Consider the following 18,504-nt stretch of genomic DNA (forward strand, 5'->3'; position numbering starts at 1 on the left):
GGGGTCTGTGGTGCATATTCCAGAGGTTTGCGCCCGGGTGCAATCACCACTAGGCGGCGATCACGCGAAGTTGGTGGTTACGCCAGGTCATGGGGTTCACGCCTTCACTGCGGCTGAAAATATGGCAGAAGTGTGCCTGGTCGCAGAACCCGCATTCCTGGCTGATCTGAGTCAGGCTCAAGGCGGAGCTGACGATCAGTTCCTTGGCCCGCTGGATGCGTTGTTGGCGAATCCACTCCTGGGGAGACAGGCCCGTACTGCATTTAAAGGCGCGAGAGAAATGGCTGCGGGACAGTGCGCATGCCCGCGCCAGTTCGGTGACTTCCAGGCTTTCTCCCAGGTTCGCCAGGATCAACTGCTTGACCATGCGTTCGCGGCGGGCACACAGGCCGCCGGTGGCGGATGGGCGCGAGTGCGGGGCAGGTGCGACGTGCTCGAGTCGGGCCATGACAGATTCCGTGGTCGATGGGAGCGTTCCCGGTGAATGAAAATCCAGTGTAGACCGCCGTATTTTTCGCTGCGGCCTGTCTGGCTGGCGAGTTAATCGTTGTTAATTTCGCCAGGTGCCTGCGCAAAAAAGACAGCACAGGGATGCAATTGCAGCGGCCTTGAACGTGGTTAGCTGACGGGGTGCTCACCTCCCGGGAAACCCTATGAATCGCAACGACTTGCGCCGCGTCGACATGAACCTGCTGGTGATTTTCGAGGCCCTGATGTTCGAAAAGAACCTGACCCGGGTTGCCGAAAAACTCTTCATGGGCCAGCCGGCCGTGAGTGCGGCCCTGGGCCGGTTGCGCGACCTGTTCGATGACCCGCTGCTGCTGCGCAATGGTCGCGGCATGGAGCCCACGCCACGGGCCGTGGCGATCCTCAAGGAGTTGCAACCGGCGATGGACATCATTTCCGGCGCGGTCAGCCGCGCCAAGGACTTCGACCCTTCCACCAGTTGCGCAGTGTTTCGCATCGGGCTCTCGGACGACGCCGAGTTCGGGTTGTTTCCACCGTTGCTCAGCCAGCTGCGCGAAGAGGCGCCGGGGATCATCGTGGTGGTGCGGCGCGCGAACTACTTGCTGATGTCGGCATTGTTGGCCAGTGGCGAGATCTCCGTGGGGGTCAGCTACACCACCGAGCTGCCGGCCAATGCCAAGCGCAAGAAGCTGAGGGACATTCCTTGCAAGGTCCTGCGGGGCGACGACCGGCCGGAGTCGTTGACCCTGGATGACTACTGTTCGCGGCCCCATGCCATGGTTTCGTTTTCCGGTGATCTGAGCGGCAATATCGACCTGGACCTGGCGCGCATCGGTCGGGCCCGCCGAGTGGTGTTGGCGGTGCCGCAATTCAGTGGGTTGCGGGACCTGTTGGCCGGCAGCGAGATGATTGCGACGGTGCCCGATTATGCCGCCTGCGCGTTGACCCAAGGCAGCGGCTTACGGGCCGAGGACCCGCCGTTCCCCATCGATGCCGCAGAGCTGTCGATGGTGTGGAGCGGGGTGCACGACAACGACCCGGCGGAGCGCTGGCTGCGATCGCGGATTGGCGAACACATGTCCCGGGCGCTCTAACAGAGCACGTACATCCAATTTTTCCGCTACGTGACACCCCACACTGCGGCCATCGCTCACGTATGAAGGGGAGGGGCACGATGGACTCAGCAACGCAACAAGGCGGCCCGGACGAGGTGGTCACCCTGGTGGTCAAACACCGCATCAAGCCCGGCCACGAAGCCGACTATGAAGCTTGGCTGCGGCGCATCGTGCGTATCGCCGGCGAACGTCCGGGCCATATCGGCGTTGACGTGGTGCGCACCCGGCAGGGCGGCCTGGCGCTATTCACCTGCGTGCTGCGTTACCGCTCCACCGATGACCTGGAACGCTGGCTGGAGTCGCCGCAGCGCCTGGAGCTGATCAACGAAGCGGCGCCGATGCTGGCCGACGGCGACCAGACAGAAGTCGGCGCGGTCAACGAGTTCTGGTTTTCGCCCCTGGCCGATGCCGCCGCCAAGCCGCCGCGCTGGAAGCAGGCGGTGGTCACGCTGCTGGTGATCCTGCCGCTGACCTTGCTGGTGCCGATCATCTGGGGCCCGGTACTGCGGCTACACCCGTTCCTGTCCAACTACATCGTCGCCACCTTCCTGGTCACCCTGACCATTGTTGTCCTGGTGGTTTACTTGCTGATGCCGGCGGCCACCCGCCTGTTCGCGCCCTGGCTTGAAGCCTCTGTAAAGGAAACCCTATGAACGCCGACCTGATTCTGTTCAATGGCCAGTTCCACACCGTGGATCGTGAAAATCCCCGCGCCACGGCAGTCGCCATTCACCAGGGACGCTTCGTCGCGGTGGGCACCGACGGCGAAGCCATGGCCCTGCGCGGCAGTGGCACACAGGTGATCGACCTCAAGGGCCGCACCGTCATCCCTGGCCTTAACGACTCGCACCTGCACCTGATCCGTGGCGGGCTGAACTACAACCTTGAACTGCGCTGGGAAGGCGTGCCGTCCCTGGCCGATGCCCTGCGCATGCTCAAGGATCAGGCCGACCGCACGCCCACGCCGCAGTGGGTGAGGGTGGTGGGCGGCTGGAACGAATTCCAGTTCGCCGAAAAACGCATGCCCACCCTCGACGAACTCAACCAGGCCGCCCCCGACACGCCGGTGTTCGTGCTGCACCTGTATGACCGTGCCTTGCTCAACCGCGCCGCCCTGCGCGTGGCCGGCTACACCAAGGACACGCCAAACCCGCCCGGCGGCGAGATCGTACGCGACCACAACGGCAACCCCACCGGCATGCTGGTGGCCAAGCCCAACGCGATGATTCTCTACTCGACCCTGGCCAAGGGCCCGAAACTGCCCCTGGAATACCAGGTCAATTCCACCCGCCAGTTCATGCGTGAACTCAACCGCCTGGGCCTGACCAGTGCCATCGACGCCGGCGGCGGTTTCCAGAACTACCCCGACGATTACGCAGTGATCGAGCAGTTGGCCAAGGATCAGCAACTGACCGTGCGCATCGCCTACAACCTGTTCACTCAGAAGCCCAAGGAAGAACTCAACGACTTCAAGAACTGGACCGGCAGCGTGACCCTGCACCAGGGCGACGACTACCTGCGCCACAACGGCGCCGGCGAGATGCTGGTGTTCTCTGCGGCCGACTTCGAAGACTTCCTCGAACCCCGCCCGGACCTGCCGCTGACCATGGAGCAGGAGCTGGAACCGGTGGTGCGCCACTTGGTGGAACAGCGCTGGCCGTTCCGTCTGCACGCCACCTATAACGAATCGATCTCGCGGATGCTCGACGTGTTCGAGAAGGTCAACCGCGACATCCCGTTCAACGGCCTGCCATGGTTCTTCGACCACGCCGAAACCATCACCCCGCAGAACATCGAGCGGGTGCGGGCGCTGGGCGGCGGTATCGCGATCCAGGACCGCATGGCGTTCCAGGGCGAGTACTTTGTGGAGCGCTATGGCGCCAAGGCCGCCGAGGCCACGCCGCCGATCAAGCGCATGCTCGCCGAAGGCGTGCCGGTGGGCGCCGGCACCGACGCCACCCGAGTGTCGAGTTACAACCCCTGGACCTCGCTGTACTGGATGGTCAGCGGTCGCACCGTGGGCGGGCTGGAGCTGCACGCCGAAGGTTTGCCCCGGCTGACCGCCCTGGAACTGTTCACCCATGGCAGTGCCTGGTTCTCCTCCGAGCAGGGCAAGAAAGGCCAGATCAAGGTCGGCCAATTGGCGGACCTGGCGGCCCTGTCGGCGGACTTCTTCAGCGTCGACGAGGAAGCCATCAAGTGGATCGAATCGGTGCTCACCGTGGTCGGCGGCAAGGTGGTCTACGGCGCCGGCGACTTTGAAGATTTCGCACCGCCTCGGGTGCCCGTGCTGCCGGACTGGTCGCCGGTGGCCAAAGTGCCGGGCCACTGGCGCCCGACTGCACCGCTGCAGGCCCAGGTGCACCAATGCAGCGGCCCCTGTGGCGTGCATGCCCATAGCCATGAACGGGCGCGTCTTTCGAACGTGCCGGTCAGCGACTTCCAGGGTTTCTGGGGCGCGTTTGGCTGCTCGTGTTTTGCCTTCTGAATCTAACCCCAAAGGAGTGTTCCCATGACTTACAAACGCCTGAACAAAGATGACGCCGTGGTCCTGCTGGTGGATCACCAGACCGGCCTGATCTCGCTGGTGCAGGACTTCTCGCCCAACGAGTTCAAGAACAACGTGCTGGCCCTGGCTGACCTGGCCAAGTTCTTCAAACTGCCGACCATCCTCACCACCAGCTTCGAAAGCGGCCCCAACGGCCCGATGGTGCCGGAGTTGAAAGAGCTGTTCCCGGACGCGCCGTACATCCCGCGTCCTGGCCAGATCAACGCGTGGGACAACGAAGATTTCGTCAAGGCGGTAAAAGCCACCGGGCGCAAGCAACTGATCATTGCCGGTGTGGTGACGGATGTCTGCGTCACCTTCCCAACGCTGTCGGCCCTGGCTGAAGGCTTTGAAGTGTTCGTGGTCACCGATGCGTCGGGCACCTTCAACGAAACCGTGCAACAGGCCGCCTGGGCGCGGATGACGGCAGCCGGTGCGCAACTGGTGAACTGGTTCTCGGTGGCCTGCGAGCTGCAAGGGGATTGGCGCAACGATATGGAAGGTTTGGCGAATTTGCTGTCGCCGCGCATTCCCAACTATCGCAACCTGATGAACAGCTACTCGGCGCTGACGGCCAAGTAACCCGGTCTCGGATGTGTAGGTAATCCAATGTGGGAGCGGGCTTGCTCGCGAAGGCGGTGGGTCAGTCGGTACATGTATTGACTGGCACACCGCCTTCGCGAGCAAGCCCGCTCCCACATTTTGATTTGTGGTGTGGCGACTGACCGGCTATAAAACAGCCCAGCGTCCACCGAGAAGCGACAATGAACCCCTTCGAAGACATGCGCCTGTTTTGCCAGGTCATGGAATCCGGCAGCTTCACCGCCGCCGCCGAACACCTCGGCCTGTCCAAGCAATTTGTCAGCCGCCGCCTGATCCAGCTGGAAGAGCGCCTCGGCGTACGCCTGCTCAACCGCTCCACCCGCCGCCTGGACGTCACGCCGCTGGGCCAGAGTTACTACGAATCCGCCCTGCGCCTGCTCAGTGAAGTCGAGCAAGTGGAGCAGGGCATCGCCGGGCAAAACACCGACCCCCGCGGCACCATTCGGCTGAGCGCGCCGTTGTCGTTTGCAATGGCTCATTTAGGCAGTCTGTTACCGCTGTTTTTGCAGCGCCATCCCCACGTGTCGGTGGAAGTCGACCTCAGCGACCGCCCCGTCGACCTGATCAGCGAAGGCTACGACCTGGTGCTGCGCATCGGCACCCTGGAAGACTCGACCCTGATCGCCCGGCGTATCGCCAGTGTGCAGCGCGTCTACTGCGCCAGCCCGGACTATCTGGCCCTCCGCGGTACGCCGCAGAGTCCCGATGACCTGGCCGACCACGAATGCCTGCCTTACGGCCATGGTCGCCAGGTGCAATGGCACTTCAAGGTCGATGGCAAACCCCACACCCGCAACGTCAGCGGACGCATGCGCGTCAACAACGGTGAGCTGCTGCGGGACGCGGCGATCGCCGGGTTGGGTATCACGTATCTGCCGAACTTTATCGTCGCCCAAGCCTTGCAGGACGGCCGGTTGGTGACGCTGCTGGAAGACACTACGCCGGAGTCCCTGACCCTGTCAGCGGTGTACCCCCAGCACCGCCAGAGCTCGCGCCCGGTGCAGGCGTTGATCGAGTTTCTGCGTGAGCGCCTGGCCGGCGGTTGTTGAGTCAGAACGCGTACTGCACCCGGCTGTAGTAATACCCGCCGATAAACCCGAACGGCGAATAGCTGCCCCAGTTATCGCCGAACGAAGAGTTCTTCACGCCGATATGATCCGGGTATTTGTCGAACAGGTTCTGCGCACCCACGGCCACTGTCAGCTTTTTGGTGATTGCATAGGCCACGTCGAGGTCGGTGATCCACTTGGCCGAATACGTGCGGTCCAGGCTCGGGTCGCTGGAGCTGTTGACCTCGGTGTAGGTGCCGTAGCGGGTCAAGCGCAGGTTGACGTCGAAGTCGTGGATCGCCCAGTCGGCGGAGAAGATCATCTTGCTGCTGGGTGAGGTCTTGGTAATCAGCGCCCGGGACTGGCGGCCCATCAACTGGAAGTCGCCCAGGGCGGCGAGCTGCGCCGGGGTGTCGTTGACGCTGAGGATTTGCGTGTGGTTGTAGTTCAGCGCCGCGGTCCATTTCACCGAGCCGTAGCGGTCGAGGTTTTGCCGGTAGTTGCCCACCACGTCCACCCCGGAGGTGCGGGTGTTGGCGCCGTTGGTGAAGTACTGCGCGCCGGCGGTGGCCGGTACGCCGATGCCGTCCAGCAGCGCCGCAATGCCCGGGCCCTGGAAGCGCTCGCTGAGTACCAGGCGGTCCCGCAGGTTGATCACGTAGCCGTCCACCGTGAGGCTCAAGTCATCGCTTGGGGTAACGGCAAACCCGAGGCTGAAGTTGGTCGAGCGCTCCGGCTTCAATGACTTGGCACCCAAAGCCTGGGCGCCGGCGGAATCCACCGGCAGGATCACGTAGTTGTACGATTGGTACACGCCATTGATGGTGTCGAACCCGGTGGAGCGCGCCGTGAAAATCTCGTTGGCCAGGGACGGCGCACGAAAACCGTTGCTCACGGTGCCGCGCAGGGCAAACACCGGGTTGAACGCATACCGCGTGCTGAGCTTGCCGCTGCGGGTGCCGCCGACGCCTTCGTTGTAATGCTCGTAGCGCCCGGCCACGCCGACGTACCACTGCTCGGTGGGGTAGAACCCGAGGTCGACATAGCTGGCGACGCTGTTGCGGCTGACCTTCTGCGCGTCTTCGGGGCGGATTCCGTTGGTGACCTGGGCCCCCGGATCGGGACGCTGCCCGGCCCGTGGATGGCCCGCCGGGAACACGTAGCCGCCATCGATATAAGAGGCCTCGGAACCGGCGCGGGTCTCGTAGCTTTCGCGCCGGTGCTCCAGGCCGAACGCCACGTCCAGCGGCTTGGCCAGGCCGATCTCGTAGGTGTTTTTCAAGTCCAGGTTGGTGGTGAGCTGGTCGGCAATATAGATCCCGGAGGTGAACCTGTTCGGCGTGCTTTCACCCAGGGACGGGTTCTGGTTGTCGTAGGTACGCTGCTTGGCATAGTTGCGCCCGTAGGTGCTGCTCAAATCCCAGGCCCAACCGCCGCCGAGGTCGTTGCCCTTGGCACCGAAGGCGGATTGAAAGTCGGTCTCGTTGACCAGCCAGTACGGGCTGTAGCCATTGGGGTAGCCATTGGGCCCGGTGGTGATGGTGTTGCGGCCATTGGGCAGGCGGAAGTTCTGGCCGTCGTTGTTCTCCCGGGTGGCCAGGGTGGAGAACGAGTACAGCGTCAGGTCGTCGTTCAGGGGCAAGTCGAGGTTGTAGGCGACGTCGGCCAGTTGGCTGCGGGGCGAGCCGTAGCCTTTGTAGGTGTGGTGGCTGGAAGTGGCTTCACGCGGGTCGGGTGAACCATCCGCCAGCGGATAGTAATGGTTGCTGTAGCCGTTGCTGCCGGCCTTGTTGTCACGCTCCTGGTAGCGGGTATCGAGGGACACGTTGAGCACCCCGGCTTCGCCTACCTGGAAGCCATAGTTCAGGGCCTCCTGGCCGGTGCCGCGCTTGCCGTCGTAGTTCTGGCCCAGGGTGGTGTCGGAACTGCCGCCGGTGGTCTGCTTGAGGATGATATTGATCACCCCGGAAATCGCATCCGAACCGTACTGCGCCGCCGCACCGTCGCGCAGCACTTCCACATGGTCGATGGCGGCCACCGGGATCAGGTCGAGGTCGCTGGGAGCGGCGCCGCTGTTGATGCCGTTGATGTTCAGGGTGGCGCTGGTGTGGCGCCGTTTGCCGTTGACCAGCACCAGCACATGGGAGGCGGTCAAGCCGCGCAAGGTGGCCGAGCGCACCACGCCGCTGGCATCCCAGCCGGCGCGGTCGGGCAGGTTGAACGAGGGGATGAGCTTGCCCAGGGCTTCCAACAGGCTCGGCTTGCCCACGGCCCGCAGCTGTTCGCCGCTGATCACATCAATGGGCGTGGGGCTGGTGGTGACGGTACGTTGTTCGGCGCCACGGTTGCCGGTGACGACGACGGTGTCGAGGGTGGGAGAGCGTTCTTCGGCGGATTCGACGCCGAAGGACGCCAGGCCGCACGCCAGCGAGAGCGGCAGCAATAAGGGACGGCTATGCATGAGAGTGAAGCTCCTTGATCCCGGATCGATCCTTGGGTCAGCGTTTGCGCGCGGCAACCGCTTCGATTTCCACCAGCCCGCCGGGCAATGGCAGGGCGACGACTTGCACCGCGGTGCGTGCCGGTTTTTTCGGCTGCTCGGCATTGCCGAAGAACGGCGTGTAGCCTTCCTGCAAACCGGCAAAGTCGAGCTTGCCGCCCTTGGCGGGATCGCCCGCCAGGAATATCCGCAACTGCACCACATCCCCCAGATCCAGGCCCTGGCTTTGCAGCACGCCCTTGAGCTTATTGAGGATCGACGTGGTCTGGATGGCCGTGTCGCCATAGGCTGCAAACGAGTCTTTCGGTGCCTTGGGATCATGCAGGTCGGCCAGCAAGCCGCTGACAAACAGCAGTTCGGTCTGCGGTGGTACCGACACCGCCAGTGAGATCGGGAAGTTCGAGTTGGGCAGCGGCACGCGCTTGATCTCATCGGCGTGGGCGGCGAGGGTGGTGGCGGTCATCAGCAGTCCTGCAAAGAGAGTTTTCATCGATCATTCCTTGAGTGAGCAATTTCAGGCGGCGACGCCCGGTTGCTGGCGTTCGGCATGGCGGCCGATCAGCGAGACGATGCGCCGTGCCGAATCGGCGGCGCTGTTCTGCCAGATGCCGACACCGCCGTGGGCGAGGGCGTCGCTGGCCAGGTAAGTACGGCCCTGGGGCTCGTTGAGCAGGCGGTAGGCGCTTTCGCCGACTTCGTCGTTAACGATCCACGGGCCTTTGCTGTAGCTGACTTTCGACCAGTTGATCGCTACCGGCTTCTGCAGTTTTGCGCTGTGGCCGGGATGCAACAGTTCCACCGCCTGGCGCGAAGAGGCGAACTGTTCGGCCAGGGATTTCTGGCTGAAGGCCTGGGCCGATTCGCTGGTGTTGTAGGCCGCCACCAGAATCCCCTGGGCGCTGTTGAGGCGGTCGCTGGGGTACCACAAGCCTTTGACTTCATGGTCGAGGTACGACAGGCCGCCATAGATGTTGAAGTCGGTTTCCCAGAAGCGCGGCGTCTGCCAGGCCACCTTGTTGGCCTGGTCGCTTTGCGCGGTCTGGATCGCCTGCTTGAACGGCGGCGTGAAGTTGCTCGGCAGCTTCGCCAGCAGTGGCAAGGGCACGGTGACGATGGCGTAGTCGGCGCTCAGGACCTGGGTCTTGCCGCTGATACGGTCGCGGTAGCTGATGCGGCTGCCTTGTTCGGACGTCTGGATATCACTGACTTCAGCGTTGAAGCGCACCGCATCCTTGAGGTGTTCGTAGAAGGCATAGGGAATGCGGTCCATGCCGCCCACCGGCTGGAACATGGTGGATGAAAACTCCGGGATTTCATCGAACACCAGTGCGCCCCACAGCTTGGGGTTAAGCAGGGTTTGCAGCTCCAGTGGCGCGCGCGTCACGCCAGTCTGGTCGCCAGCGCCAGGCACGCGGGTGTAGCCGGAACGCACCGAACCCTTGTATTGCAGGTCGCCGTTGAGGTCGCCGTACACTTTGAGGAAACTCAGCAACGCTTTGCGGTCATCCACGCTCAGGTCCTGGTCCAACGCTTTGCGGCTGACTGTGCGGGCCAGGAGTTCCGAGAGCTGGCCACGGGTGTCATTGACCGCCTGGCGCAACTGGAACGCCGGCTGTTGCGTATCCGGCCGGGCCAGGGCGTTGCGGCTGCTGTTGACCAGTACTTGCAACTCCACGCCCAGCTCGCGGCAGTAGCCGAGAATCGTCTGGTGGTGGCTGGGAATACGCGCAGGGCCGGCGTTGAAAAACTGCCCGTCATCAAAGTCGACGGTCTGGCTGATGCCGTCGTCGAAGTCGACCCTGGTGCCTCGGCGCAGGGTCCAGTTGCGTCCACCCACCCGGTCGCGGGCTTCCAGGATCGTCACGTTGAACCCGGCCTTGCGCAGCTCGTAGGCGCTGACCAGCCCGGAGATTCCGGCGCCGACCACCACCACGTTCTTGCCTTTGCCGGTGCTGCCCAATTGCAGCGGGGTAAAGCTCGATGCCACCGCCTGAGGCGTCAGCCCCAGCGCGCCCAATGCGCTGACAGCGGCGGAATAACCGCCCACGGCGGCAATACGGGAAATCAGTTCCCTGCGGGTAAAAGCCATGATTCGCTCCTTGAGATAGCGGTTTGTCAGAGGTCGTAGCGCACGGTCAGCAACAGGGTTCGCGGGTCGTTGACCGAGTAGTAGCGGGCGCCGCTGGAAGGCACGTAGCCCACCGACTGCGGGTAGGCGCGGTCCAGCAGGTTTTTCACCGCGAGGGTGGTGGTCCAGTGGCCGTCGCCGCTGATGTAGCGGGTGTTGGCGTTCCAGAAGGTCTGTTGCGGGATTTCCTGGATGTCGTCATTCAGCGCGTTGGCATAGGACTTGGTCTGGAACTGCGCATCGGTGCCTGCCAGCCAGGTGCCGGGCAGCCCGGCGGGGATGGTGTAGTTGAGGCCCAGGCTGGCGTTCCAGCGTGGCGAGAACACCAACTGCTTGCCGTTGGCATCCACCCCCGCGCCGCTGGCGTTCTGGAAGTCGTCGTACTTGCTTTGCAGGTAGCCGACGTTGGCGGTCAGTTGTAGGTCGCGGCTCAGGGCCGTGAGGGTTTCCAGCTCCACGCCGTAGGTGTGGGCGCGGCCGACGTTGGTGCGCAGGCTGACCCCCAGCGCCGGGTCATAGGCGTTGGTTTGCAGGTCTTTGTAGTCGTTGTAGAACACCGCGACGTTGGCCCGCAGGCGTTGGTCGAAGAAGTCGCCTTTGACCCCGGTTTCCCAGGTGGTCACATCCTCCGGGGAGAACGCCTGTTCAGCGGCGGCCTGGGTCGGTGCGCGGTTGTCGTAGCCGCCGGCCTTGAAGCCTTTGGCGACATAGGCGTACTGGTTCAAGTGTGGGGTCCAGGCGTATTCGAAGCCGATTTTCGGGCTGGTGGACTGCCAGGATTTGCTCGACTCGGCGGTAAAGTTGGTGCCGGTGATCTGCCGGTCGGTGTTGATCGCGTAGTTGGTGAAGTCGAAATTCTTGTGTTCGCGGGTAAAGCGCAGGCCGGCGATCAGAGACAGTTGCGGCGTCAGCTTGTAGGTGCCCTGGCCGTACAGCGCGTAGCTTTCGGTGTTGGTGGTGCTGTATTGGCCCTGGCCGATCACCCGGTTGCGGGCGACGGAATAGGTGAGGTTGTCGCGGTCGGCGTCGAACTTCTCGCGGTACAGGTACACGCCGGTGCTGAAGCTGAAATCGTCGTAGTCACCGTTGAGCTGGAATTCCTGGGTGGCGTAGTTCTGCTTGTACAGGATCAGGTTGTTCTGGATCAGCGCGGCTTGCCCTGAGTTGTCGTAGTCCACCGGTTGGTGGAACGCCGAATAGGCCGTCACCGATTTGAAGTTTAGGTTGTCATTGATCGCGTAAATCGCCCGCAGCACCGAGCTGCCCTGGTCCAGGCGGTTTTTCGGGTCGAGGCTGCTGTAGCTCTTGAATTTGTCGAAATGTCCGTTGGCGTCGAAGGGCGTATAGCTGGTGGTGTCGCCCCGGTCGAAGGTACCGGCCAGGGTCAATTGCACATCCCAGGGCGAATCCACCGGCTTGTAGCGCAGCTTGCCGCGATAGGACTGGATGTCGACGTTGTTCACGTCCTTGCCCCGGGTGGGATCGGACACGGTGCCGTCGCGGCTCAGGCGGATAGCGGAGAAACTGCCGAACAGCGCGTTGTCTACCAACGGGCCGCTGATCAGCAGGCGTGCGTTCTGGGCGTCGTAGTTGCCGGCGCCCAGCTCTACAAAACCGCGGGTTTCCTGAGTCGGGTCGCGGGTGATCACCCGGATCGCACCGGCGCTGCTGTTGCGCCCGTACAGCGTGCCCTGGGGGCCGCGCAGCACCTCGACGCGCTCCACATCGTTGAAGTCGAGCATCGAGGAAATCGCACGGGGTATGTACAGGTCATCAGCGTAAACGGCGACGGCGGCTTCCTGAATCGGGTCGGTTTCACCGATGCCGCGGATGCCGTAGGTCTGGGCGCTGTAGGAGATCGACTGGCGGCTGAGTGTCAGGTTCGGTACCTGGCCCGCGAGGTCGCGCACGCTGTTGATCTGCTTATCTTCCAGGGCCTTTTCATCGAACGCGGAAATCGCCAGCGGGGTTTTTTGCAGGTCTTCGCTGCGGTGCTCGGCGGTGACGTTGACCACCGGCAGGGCGGTGTCGTCGGCGTGGGCGGCGAGGCCAAACAGGGCGAGGGAAATGGCCAGTGTCAGGCGATTGGGTACGGCGGTAGGACTCATGATGGACCCCTGAGGTGGTTGACGGTTTAGGCAAAGTCGGGCCTCCACCTGGTCAGGGGTCGGTATTGGATGTAACAGTATTTGTATAAATGCTGGGCGTAAAAGTCCGATTAGTTATAAGTTAATTATAAAAAATGGGTATGTAGTGGTTTGTTTGTGATGCGTAAGGCTGATGATATTTTTCAGCTGATGAAAAACAAATGTGGGAGCGGGCTTGCCCGCGATAGCGGTAGGTCAGTCACATTGATATCGACTGATCCATTGCTATCGCAGGCAAGCCAGCTCCCACATTTTGATTTCTGTTCGGCTTAGTAACCGCGTTGGGTGTTGGCGAGGTTCTCCAGCGGCAGATCACTCAGATACCTTTCCAGGTTGCCCAGAAAACTGTCCGCAATATCATGCCGGCTATTGGTCGAAATCGCCGACGTATGCGGCGATACCCTGACCCTCGGATGGCCATACAGCGCATGCCCATCCGGCAACGGTTCCGGCTCAGTCACGTCCAGCGAAGCCAGCCCAAGACGGCCGCTGTCCAACGCCTCCAGCAGCGCCTCATGATCCACCAATCCTCCCCGGGCAATATTGATCAGGTGCAACCCTGGCTTGGCATTCTCCAGCGCCTCCCGATCCACTATATGTCGCGTGGCCTCGGTCAGTGGCGCGGCTAGCACCAGGTGGTCGGAGCGAGCAAACAGATCATGGATATCCAGCGCCGCCTCCACACCCTCCACGTCAAACGGCGTGTCACTTTGGCGTAATGCCACGATCTTGATCCCCAATCCATGAGCTTTTTGCGCCAGGCTACGGCCAATCGCACCAAACCCCAGAATCCCCAGGGTGGTGCCCTTGAGCGGGCGCAACGCAGTGAACTGCCACTGCGAATCCTGCACCCAGATGTCCGGCAAGTGCTTGGCTGCCGCGAAGATCGCTGCCAGGGCGAACTCCGCGATGTTCTCGGCGGCGCTGCCCCGCGAGGTGCTCACCGGCGGCCCGTTGAACAGCCACTTGGGGTAGAAGTCGATACCTGACGACACCACCTGAATCCACTGCACACCATACGGCCAACCCGGTGGTGGTGTGTCCGGGGCGGTGTAGCCACGCACGTTGATCGGTCGGGCCAGCAGGATATTGGCCTGGGGCGGCAAGTCGCTGGGCACGCCGGCGGGTACACCGATGACCTCGGCGCCAGGGTGCGTCAGGGCCAGGCGCTGGCGGATCACTTCATTGAAATCTTCGTCCAGCTGGCTGGCGATAATCACCTGGCTCATGTGCGTTCCTTCTGACGTTGCGCGAAGACGGCGTTGCCGACGCCCTGCAGCACGGCGTCGTTCTGCGGTGTATGCACGCGGCTGCACAGCACGTCGCGGTAATGCCGTTGCAGCGGGCTGTGGCGCGACAGGCCGGGATTGCCGGAAGCCTCGATGGCCAACTCGACGGCGCGTATCGCGTTGCCGGTCACCAGGTATTTGATCTGCGCGGCATTGGCCGCCGGGGTGTGCCCGTCGGCGGCGGCATCCAGCAGGCTGCGATTGGCAAACAGCAGGGTGTCGATATGCCCGACGGTCTCCTGAAAGCGCGGCAAGGTCGACAGCGCTGCGCCGAGGTTGGAGGGCTTGCGCTGTTCCAGCCAGTCCACCAGCCAGTCGCGCGCCGCCTGGGCCACGGCGTCGTACACGGATGAGAGCAGCACCGACATCCACAGGAAACCATCGCCGTCCAGTTCGGCCTGCGGCGCGCTCCAGGGGCTGACGCTGACCGCGTGGTCCAGCGGCACCAGCACGTTATCGAACACCACTTCGTGGCTGCAGGTGGCGCGCATGCCCAGGTGGTCCCACGTATCGATAATGCTGATGCCGGGGCTGTCCTTGGGCACCAGCCAGGCACCCACCAGCGGGTCTTCATCGCTGCTGCGGGCCCAGACGCTGAACCACGTCAGGCCGTGGCTGCCGGTAGAGTAGATTTTGCGCCCGCTGATGCGCCAACCGGCGGCGGTACGCCGAGCGATGGTCGCTGGCAGCCCGCCACGGGCCGGGGTGCCGAGGTCGGGTTCGACGCGCAGGGCATTGATCAGGGCCCCATTGCGCACTGCGTCTTCGGCGACCTGGGTGCGCAGCGCGGGCGGCCAGGTTTTGCTGTCTTGCAGGCGCGTGTGTTGCAGGTACTGCATCACCAGGATCAACGCGGTGGACGGCTCGCCCTTGGCGATGGCACTGATGGCCTTGCGTGCCTGGGCGAGGTTGGCACCGCCACCGCCGAGGGCCTTGGGCACGGTCAGGGCGACGAGGCCGTGTTCGTGCAGCAGTTTGAAGTTGTCGTGGGGGAAGGTGCCGCTTTCATCATAGAGCGGCGCGGTGGCGGCGAGCTGGCTGCCGAGGCGTTCCAGCAGCGCTTCGAAGTTGGCCACTTCCACGGAGCGCAGAAGCGGCGGTTGTTGAGATGAAAGGCTCATTATCGGTGTACTCGGTCAAAATGTGGGAGCGGGCTTGCTCGCGAAAGCGGTGGATCATTCAGTGCATGTGGTGCCTGACACACCGCTTTCGCGAGCAAGCCCGCTCCCACATTGGCTATTCGGCGTTTTCGAAGGGTGGTTATATCGGCAGCAACTTGAACTGCCGGTCCCACAACGGGCTGACATCCAGCCGCTCGCTCAACACCCCGGCATTGAAGAACAGGTCTGCGACTTCCTGCTGCGAAGCGATGGCCTGGTCGTTCACCTCGATCACGCTGTAAGGCTGACTGCGGTTGTTGTACACATCGAGGAACACCGCCTTATCCACCCCCAGCAACTTCGCCGATTTCTCGGCCCACGGCTCGGGGTTGTTGTTCATCCATTCCAGGGTGCGGGCCTGGCGCTGCAGGTAATCCTGGATCGCTTGTTTGCGCAGCGGGTCTTCCAGGGCTGCGGGGCGGGCGCCGATCAGGTAGTTGCCGGAGAGGTAGCCAAGGGCGGTTTTCAAGACCCGGGCACCGCTGCGGAATTTCGCCAGTTGGATAAACACCCCGTAGATCACCCAGGCGTCCAGCTGGCCGCTCTGGAACGCGCTGAAACCATCCTGCGGCGTCAGCGCCACGGGGGTGATGTCGTTGAAGGTCAGCCCTTGCTCCTTCAAGGCCTTGATCAGAAAGTAGTGGGAGGTGGTGGAGCGTACGTAGCCCACACGCTTGCCTTTGAGCTGAGCGATGGATTCAATGTTCGACTCCCTGGGAATCAGGATCACCTGGTTATTCACGTCGCCTTGCAGCACCGCGATCAACTTCGGCTCGCGGTGGCTCTGGATTGAAAAGATCGGCGGGATCTCACTCATGCCGCCAATGTCCAGGCTGCCCGAGGCCAGCGCTTCGACGATCAGATTGCCGCCGGCAAACTCGGCGTAGTCGACCTTGTAGGGTGTGTTGGAGGTGCCGGCGTCGTCGGTGAAGTACGAGTCCTGGCCACGGTAGGTGGCGACAGCCAGGGTCAGGTCCGAGAGCTTCGCAGGTGCAGCGAAAGCCCGTGGCACCAGCGAGGCGAGGCCCAGCGCGCCAAAGGCAATCGAACTGGCGCCCAGGAAGCCGCGACGATTGAACTGTCCGTGTTTGATCGTGTTCGTCATGGTCGTGCCCTGGTCAGATGGCGATCTGTGTGGGTTGGGTTTCAAGGGCGGCGCTGTAGCGGTTGGCCGGCACGTCCAGGCCAAGGTTTTCCCGCAGGGTGACGCCGCTGTATTCACGGCGGAACAGACCGCGTTGTTGCAGCACCGGCACCACCTGTTCGGTGAAGTACTGCAGGCCATCGGGCAGCAGTGAATTAATGATGAAACCATCGGCGGCACCCGCTTCGAACCAGGTCTGGATCGCGTCGGCGACCTGCTCCGGGGTGCCGACGAAATCGCGCTTGGGCCGGGAGAAACGCAGGGCCACTTCCCGTAGGGTCAGGCCTTCATCCCGAGCCAATTGCTTGATGCGGTCGGAGCCGCCTTTCTGGCTGTTGGAGCCCAGGTCGCCGAGTTCCGGGAAGGGTTCGTCCAGCGGGTACTTGCTGAAATCGTGGTCGTTGAACGGGCGGCCCAGGGCGACGATTGCGTCCTCGACGGTCACCAGCTCCACGGCTTGCTGATAGCGGCGTTCCACCTCAGCTTCGTCGCGGCCAACAATTGGCCGGATGCCCGGCAGGATCGACAGTTGATCGGCATCGCGACCGAAACTGCGGGCGCGTTTCTTCAAGTCCTGGGCGTAGGCTTTGGCTTCGTCGAAGGTCTCGGCGTGGACAAAAATTGCGTCGCTGTACTCGGCGGCAAAATTGCGCCCGTCCTCGGAAGTGCCCGCCTGGAAAATCACCGGCTGGCCCTGGCGTGACCGGGCGATATTCAGCGGGCCCTTGACCGAGAAAAACTCGCCCTTGTGCCCCAATGCATGCAGCTTGCCGGGGGTGAAGAACTCGCCGCTTTGCTTGTTGTAGGCGAAGGCATCGTCTTCCCAGGAATCCCACAGGCCCTTGACCACATTCACGTGTTCCTTGGCGATGCGGTAGCGCATGGCATGGGGCGGGTGTTCGGCCTTGCCGAAGTTGTCGGCAGTGCCGCTGAGCCATGAGGTCACCACGTTCCAGCCGGCGCGGCCGCCGCTGATGTGGTCCAGGGAGGCGAACTGGCGTGCTACCTGGAACGGTTCGGTGTAGCTCACGGTGACGGTCGCCACCAGGCCGATATTCGAGGTCAAGGCGGCGAGGGCCGAAAGGATGGTCAGGGGCTCAAAACGGTTGAGGTAATGGGGGCTGGATTTCTCATGGATATGCAGGCTGTCGGCGATGAAGACGAAATCGAATTTCGCACCTTCGGCCAGTTGCGTTTGATGCTTATAGAACCCGAAGTTGACGCTGGCATTGGGTTGCGCCTGCGGGTGGCGCCATTCGCCCCAGCCGTGACCGACGCCGTGCACCATGGCACCGAGTTTCAGTTGGCGTTTGCTCATGTTCTTTCTCCTTTTAGCGGGAAGCCTGGGTAAGCGGGGCACGCTTGGCGTTGAAGCTTTTGTCGAAGCCTTGGGACACGTCGATGTGTTTGGTCAGCAGGCCTTCGTCCTGGTAGATGTCGGCGGTGGTTTGCAGGCCGCTGATCACCGTGTCGTCAATCGCCACCGGCTGCATATGGGTGGCGTTGGCCACGGCCACATGCACCTCCAGCGGCAAGCCGGTGATTTTGGCCATGGCGGCGGCGAACGCTTGCGGATGATCGTTGCTCCAGCGGTAGGCGCGGTCGACCCGGGCCACGAAGTCGTCCAGCTGCACGCGCTTGTCGGCAATCGCCTTGCTGGTGGCGGCGAGGTACAGGTAGTTGCTCAGCAGGTTGTTGCCGCTGGCAAGGACCCTGGCCTGGCTCTGGCTGGTGACCACGGTGGTGTAGGGGTCCCAGGTCGACCAGGCATCGGCGGTGCCGTTATCCAGCACCAGGCGTGACTCGCTGGGCAGCAGGAAGATGAACTGCACGTCGTGGGTGGAAAGGCCGGCGCTACGCAGTGCCTTGATCGCCAGGAAATGCCCGATGGAGCCGCGTGTGGTAACGATGCGCTTGCCCTTGAGGTCGGCAAGATCGTGGATGGGCGAATCCTTGGGCACAATGAGCGCGGTGGTGTTGCGGCCTTCGGCGTGGATGATGCTCACCACTTTCAGGGGCGCGCCGGCACCAAGGGCGAACACGTAGGGCGCGTCCCCCAGGGCGCCGATGTCCACGGCGCCAGCGTTGAGGGCTTCGCCCAACGGCGCGGCGGCGGGGAACTCGGACCACTGGATTTCGTAGGGCACATCCCGGGTTTCGCCGGCGACTTCCAGCAGCGCCTTGATGGTGGATTTCTGGTTGGCCACCCGCAGGGGTTGCAGGTCGGCGGCCTGGCAGGTCGCGCCCAAGGTGAGGGCGGCCAGTAAAAGGGCAAGGGTCAAGCGCATCAGGCAGGCTCCAGGCTAGGTCTTGCGTTCAGTCGCCTCCGCCTGGAGAAGGGGTCGGCCGGTAG

At 63.0% G+C, this 18,504-nt stretch carries 15 protein-coding genes; 5 read left to right on the plus strand and 10 right to left on the minus strand.

Going from position 1 to position 18,504, the window contains the following annotated elements; translation table 11 throughout:
- Positions 1–49 precede the first annotated feature (49 nt).
- Positions 50–448, minus strand: coding sequence for a helix-turn-helix domain-containing protein (locus ACUN0G_RS26770; RefSeq protein ID WP_258346488.1), 399 nt, complete (start codon positions 446–448; stop codon positions 50–52).
- A 205-nt stretch (positions 449–653) separates the two neighbouring features.
- Between ACUN0G_RS26770 and ACUN0G_RS26775 the strand changes: the two genes are divergently transcribed.
- The 5 genes from ACUN0G_RS26775 to ACUN0G_RS26795 all read left to right on the plus strand — a co-directional run bounded on the left by ACUN0G_RS26775 (position 654) and on the right by ACUN0G_RS26795 (position 5,783).
- A complete protein-coding gene (locus tag ACUN0G_RS26775) occupies positions 654–1,562 on the plus strand; it encodes a LysR substrate-binding domain-containing protein (protein WP_445574772.1) in 909 nt (302 codons plus the stop codon).
- Between the two features lie 80 nt (positions 1,563–1,642).
- Positions 1,643–2,236 carry an antibiotic biosynthesis monooxygenase gene (locus ACUN0G_RS26780; RefSeq protein WP_445574773.1) on the plus strand — a complete coding sequence of 198 codons (594 nt, stop codon included), beginning with the start codon at positions 1,643–1,645 and terminating at the stop codon, positions 2,234–2,236.
- Positions 2,233–4,071 carry an amidohydrolase gene (locus tag ACUN0G_RS26785; RefSeq protein WP_445574774.1) on the plus strand — a complete coding sequence of 613 codons (1,839 nt, stop codon included), beginning with the start codon at positions 2,233–2,235 and terminating at the stop codon, positions 4,069–4,071. The genes ACUN0G_RS26780 and ACUN0G_RS26785 overlap by 4 nt, the downstream gene beginning before the upstream one ends.
- Positions 4,072–4,095: 24 nt before the next feature.
- Complete coding sequence (ycaC, locus tag ACUN0G_RS26790; protein ID WP_177008639.1) at positions 4,096–4,713, plus strand: isochorismate family cysteine hydrolase YcaC; 618 nt, start codon at positions 4,096–4,098, stop codon at positions 4,711–4,713.
- Between the two features lie 182 nt (positions 4,714–4,895).
- The gene (locus ACUN0G_RS26795; protein ID WP_445574775.1) at positions 4,896–5,783 is read left to right on the plus strand and encodes a LysR family transcriptional regulator; all 888 of its coding nucleotides are present in this window, start codon (positions 4,896–4,898) and stop codon (positions 5,781–5,783) included.
- 1 nt (position 5,784) lies between these two features.
- On the opposite strand, the gene ACUN0G_RS26800 is transcribed toward ACUN0G_RS26795, so the two are convergent.
- The 9 genes from ACUN0G_RS26800 to ACUN0G_RS26840 all read right to left on the minus strand — a co-directional run bounded on the left by ACUN0G_RS26800 (position 5,785) and on the right by ACUN0G_RS26840 (position 18,439).
- Positions 5,785–8,244 (minus strand): TonB-dependent receptor plug domain-containing protein, encoded by a 2,460-nt coding sequence (locus ACUN0G_RS26800; protein ID WP_445574776.1) that lies wholly within the window; start codon positions 8,242–8,244, stop codon positions 5,785–5,787.
- 37 nt (positions 8,245–8,281) lie between these two features.
- The gene (locus tag ACUN0G_RS26805; protein ID WP_445574777.1) at positions 8,282–8,773 is read right to left on the minus strand and encodes a RidA family protein; all 492 of its coding nucleotides are present in this window, start codon (positions 8,771–8,773) and stop codon (positions 8,282–8,284) included.
- 24 nt (positions 8,774–8,797) lie between these two features.
- Positions 8,798–10,372, minus strand: a complete 1,575-nt coding sequence (locus tag ACUN0G_RS26810; protein WP_063031022.1) for a flavin monoamine oxidase family protein — start codon at positions 10,370–10,372, stop codon at positions 8,798–8,800.
- A gap of 26 nt (positions 10,373–10,398) precedes the next feature.
- Positions 10,399–12,519, minus strand: a complete 2,121-nt coding sequence (locus ACUN0G_RS26815; protein WP_093197993.1) for a TonB-dependent receptor — start codon at positions 12,517–12,519, stop codon at positions 10,399–10,401.
- 308 nt (positions 12,520–12,827) lie between these two features.
- On the minus strand, positions 12,828–13,787 hold the full coding sequence (locus ACUN0G_RS26820) for a D-isomer specific 2-hydroxyacid dehydrogenase family protein (protein ID WP_063031019.1): 960 nt from the start codon (positions 13,785–13,787) through the stop codon (positions 12,828–12,830).
- The gene (locus ACUN0G_RS26825) at positions 13,784–14,968 is read right to left on the minus strand and encodes an acyl-CoA dehydrogenase family protein (RefSeq protein WP_445574778.1); all 1,185 of its coding nucleotides are present in this window, start codon (positions 14,966–14,968) and stop codon (positions 13,784–13,786) included. The genes ACUN0G_RS26820 and ACUN0G_RS26825 overlap by 4 nt, the downstream gene beginning before the upstream one ends.
- Positions 14,969–15,107: 139 nt before the next feature.
- On the minus strand, positions 15,108–16,112 hold the full coding sequence (locus ACUN0G_RS26830) for an ABC transporter substrate-binding protein (protein ID WP_177026512.1): 1,005 nt from the start codon (positions 16,110–16,112) through the stop codon (positions 15,108–15,110).
- 13 nt (positions 16,113–16,125) lie between these two features.
- Complete coding sequence (locus ACUN0G_RS26835; protein WP_445574779.1) at positions 16,126–17,469, minus strand: LLM class flavin-dependent oxidoreductase; 1,344 nt, start codon at positions 17,467–17,469, stop codon at positions 16,126–16,128.
- Between the two features lie 13 nt (positions 17,470–17,482).
- Positions 17,483–18,439, minus strand: a complete 957-nt coding sequence (locus tag ACUN0G_RS26840; RefSeq protein ID WP_445574780.1) for an ABC transporter substrate-binding protein — start codon at positions 18,437–18,439, stop codon at positions 17,483–17,485.
- Positions 18,440–18,504 lie beyond the last annotated feature (65 nt).

Source organism: Pseudomonas sp. 32A, from assembly GCF_052682255.1.

Coding starts and splice junctions, on each gene's coding strand:
- ACUN0G_RS26780 (WP_445574773.1), top strand. CDS start 1,643: ATGGACTCAGCAACGCAACAAGGCGGCCCGGACGAGGTGGTCACCCTG.
- ACUN0G_RS26840 (WP_445574780.1), bottom strand. CDS start 18,439: ATGCGCTTGACCCTTGCCCTTTTACTGGCCGCCCTCACCTTGGGCGCG.
- ACUN0G_RS26805 (WP_445574777.1), bottom strand. CDS start 8,773: ATGAAAACTCTCTTTGCAGGACTGCTGATGACCGCCACCACCCTCGCC.
- ACUN0G_RS26815 (WP_093197993.1), bottom strand. CDS start 12,519: ATGAGTCCTACCGCCGTACCCAATCGCCTGACACTGGCCATTTCCCTC.
- ACUN0G_RS26785 (WP_445574774.1), top strand. CDS start 2,233: ATGAACGCCGACCTGATTCTGTTCAATGGCCAGTTCCACACCGTGGAT.
- ACUN0G_RS26835 (WP_445574779.1), bottom strand. CDS start 17,469: ATGAGCAAACGCCAACTGAAACTCGGTGCCATGGTGCACGGCGTCGGT.
- ACUN0G_RS26770 (WP_258346488.1), bottom strand. CDS start 448: ATGGCCCGACTCGAGCACGTCGCACCTGCCCCGCACTCGCGCCCATCC.
- ACUN0G_RS26775 (WP_445574772.1), top strand. CDS start 654: ATGAATCGCAACGACTTGCGCCGCGTCGACATGAACCTGCTGGTGATT.
- ACUN0G_RS26810 (WP_063031022.1), bottom strand. CDS start 10,372: ATGGCTTTTACCCGCAGGGAACTGATTTCCCGTATTGCCGCCGTGGGC.
- ACUN0G_RS26820 (WP_063031019.1), bottom strand. CDS start 13,787: ATGAGCCAGGTGATTATCGCCAGCCAGCTGGACGAAGATTTCAATGAA.
- ycaC (WP_177008639.1), top strand. CDS start 4,096: ATGACTTACAAACGCCTGAACAAAGATGACGCCGTGGTCCTGCTGGTG.
- ACUN0G_RS26825 (WP_445574778.1), bottom strand. CDS start 14,968: ATGAGCCTTTCATCTCAACAACCGCCGCTTCTGCGCTCCGTGGAAGTG.
- ACUN0G_RS26795 (WP_445574775.1), top strand. CDS start 4,896: ATGAACCCCTTCGAAGACATGCGCCTGTTTTGCCAGGTCATGGAATCC.
- ACUN0G_RS26830 (WP_177026512.1), bottom strand. CDS start 16,112: ATGACGAACACGATCAAACACGGACAGTTCAATCGTCGCGGCTTCCTG.
- ACUN0G_RS26800 (WP_445574776.1), bottom strand. CDS start 8,244: ATGCATAGCCGTCCCTTATTGCTGCCGCTCTCGCTGGCGTGCGGCCTG.